General features: G+C 49.6%; 2 rRNA genes. Both read right to left on the reverse strand.

The features are described from left to right. Positions 1–8: 8 nt before the first annotated feature. Positions 9–124: ribosomal RNA gene (gene rrf / locus B6C84_RS11380) — 5S ribosomal RNA — on the reverse strand. A gap of 134 nt (positions 125–258) precedes the next feature. After that, positions 259–3,156 (reverse strand): 23S ribosomal RNA (locus B6C84_RS11385). Positions 3,157–3,229: the final 73 nt, after the last annotated feature.

Here is a 3,229-nt window from a genome sequence, read left to right on the forward strand (position 1 = left end):
ATTTAAAAGTCTGGCGGCACCCTACTCTCACATGGGTAATACCCACACTACCATCGGCACTACGGCGTTTCACTTCTGAGTTCGGCATGGGGTCAGGTGGGACCACCGCGCTATTACCGCCAGACATATTCTGTCTTCTCTTATCTCAATTGATGCGCATTATCTCATATCCACAACAATCCCTCAATCCGGAACAAACTGTTCGAGTATCTATTAATCTATCTCTACCTTCGCGTATCCAAAACAACTCCGAGTTGTAAGGTTAAGACTCTCGGTTCATTAGTATCAGTTAGCTCAATGTATCACTACACTTACACACCTGACCTATCTACGTCTTAGTCTCAAACGGACCTTACTGATTCTCTTCAGGGAAAACTCATCTCGAGGCTAGTTTCGTACTTAGATGCTTTCAGCACTTATCTATTCCGCACGTAGCTACCGGGCAATGCAATTGGCATCACAACCCGAACACCAGCGGTGCGTTCACTTCGGTCCTCTCGTACTAGAAGCAAACCCTCTCAATTTTCCTACGCCCATGGCAGATAGGGACCGAACTGTCTCACGACGTTCTAAACCCAGCTCGCGTACCACTTTAAACGGCGAACAGCCGTACCCTTGGGACCTACTTCAGCCCCAGGATGTGATGAGCCGACATCGAGGTGCCAAACACCGCCGTCGATATGAACTCTTGGGCGGTATCAGCCTGTTATCCCCGGAGTACCTTTTATCCGTTGAGCGATGGCCCTTCCATTCAGAACCACCGGATCACTATGACCTACTTTCGTACCTGCTCGAGCCGTCACTCTCGCAGTCAAGCTAGCTTTTGCCATTGCACTAACCTCCTGATGTCCGACCAGGATTAGCTAACCTTCGTGCTCCTCCGTTACTCTTTGGGAGGAGACCGCCCCAGTCAAACTACCCACCAGACAGTGTCCCTTACCTCGATTCAGAAGTATAGGTTAGAACATCAAACATTAAAGGGTGGTATTTCAAGGTTGACTCCATGCATACTGGCGTACACACTTCTTAGTCTCCCACCTATCCTACACATTAAGGCTCAATGTTCACTGTCAAGCTATAGTAAAGGTTCACGGGGTCTTTCCGTCTTGCCACGGGTACACCGCATCTTCACGGCAATTTCAATTTCACTGAGTCTCGGGTGGAGACAGCCTGGCCATCATTACGCCATTCGTGCAGGTCGGAACTTACCCGACAAGGAATTTCGCTACCTTAGGACCGTTATAGTTACGGCCGCCGTTTACTGGGGCTTCGATCAAGAGCTTCTGCTTACGCATAACCCCATCAATTAACCTTCCAGCACCGGGCAGGCGTCACACCGTATACGTCCACTTTCGTGTTTGCACAGTGCTGTGTTTTTATTAAACAGTTGCAGCCAGCTGGTATCTTCGACTGATTTCACCTCCATCCGCATGGGACTTCAATTACCACCAGCGTGCCTTCTCCCGAAGTTACGGCACCATTTTGCCTAGTTCCTTCACCCGAGTTCTCTCAAGCGCCTTAGTATTCTCTACCTGACCACCTGTGTCGGTTTCGGGTACGATTAACTATAACCTGAAGCTTAGAGGATTTTCCTGGAAGCAGGGCATCAATTACTTCAGCACCTTAGTGCCTCGTCATCACGCCTCAGGGTCTTAGTGACCGGATTTGCCTAATCACACCCCTACACGCTTAACCCACCATCCAATAGGTGGTAAACCTAGCCTTCTTCGTCCCCCCATCGCAGTTATAGCCAGTACGGGAATATTAACCCGTTTCCCATCAGATACGCCCTTCGGCCTCTCCTTAGGGGGCGACTCACCCTGCCCCGATTAACGTTGGACAGGAACCCTTGGTCTTCCGGCGAGCGGGCTTTTCACCCGCTTTATCGTTACTTATGTCAGCATTCGCACTTCTGATACCTCCAGCATACCTCACAATACACCTTCAACGGCTTACAGAACGCTCCCCTACCCAACACACTTAGTGTGCTGCCGCAGCTTCGGTGCATAGTTTTAGCCCCGTTACATCTTCCGCGCAGGCCGACTCGACTAGTGAGCTATTACGCTTTCTTTAAATGATGGCTGCTTCTAAGCCAACATCCTAGCTGTCTAAGCCTTCCCACTTCGTTTCCCACTTAACTATGACTTTGGGACCTTAGCTGGCGGTCTGGGTTGTTTCCCTCTTCACGACGAACGTTAGCACCCGCCGTGTGTCTCCCATGATTAAACTTGTCAGTATTCGGAGTTTGCATCGGGTTGGTAAGCCGGGATGGCCCCCTAGCCGAAACAGTGCTCTACCCCCAACAGTTACTCATGAGGCGCTACCTAAATAGCTTTCGGGGAGAACCAGCTATCTCCCGGTTTGATTGGCCTTTCACCCCCAGCCACAGGTCATCCGCTAATTTTTCAACATTAGTCGGTTCGGTCCTCCAGTTAGTGTTAACCAACCTTCAACCTGCCCATGGCTAGATCACCGGGTTTCGGGTCTATACCCTGCAACTTTACGCACAGTTAATACTCGGTTTCCCTTCGGCTCCCCTATTCGGTTAACCTTGCTACAGAATATAAGTCGCTGACCCATTATACAAAAGGTACGCAGTCACTATTACCCAACGGCAACAGCTCCCACTGATTGTACGTACACGGTTTCAGGGTCTATTTCACTCCCCTCCCGGGGTTCTTTTCGCCTTTCCCTCACGGTACTGGTTCACTATCGGTCAATCAGGAGTATTTAGCCTTGGAGGATGGTCCCCCCATCTTCAGACAGGATATCACGTGTCCCGCCCTACTCTATAAGCTTCCACATCATGCATCTTCGTGTACGGGACTTTCACCCTCTATCGTGCGACTTTCCAGACGCTTCCACTAATACATTATGCTACCCGCTTGGGCTACTCCCCTTTCGCTCGCCGCTACTTAGGGAATCTCGGTTGATTTCTTTTCCTCGGGGTACTTAGATGTTTCAGTTCTCCCGGTTCGCCTCATCTGACTATGGATTCATCAGATGATAGTGTAGTCACCTACACTGGGTTTCCCCATTCGGACATCAACGGTTATAGCGCCTTTTATCGGCTTACCGTCGCTTTTCGCAGATTAACACGTCCTTCATCGCCTCTGATTGCCTAGGCATCCACCGTGTACGCTTAATTTCTTAACCTTACAACTCACAGTTGTCTTGGTTTTCATTACGCTTTTTTCTCTTTCTTATCTCAATCCAATATATTTTCATA

It is taken from the genome of Gilliamella apis (assembly GCF_002142155.1).
Taxonomy (GTDB): Bacteria; Pseudomonadota; Gammaproteobacteria; order Enterobacterales; family Orbaceae; genus Gilliamella; species Gilliamella apis.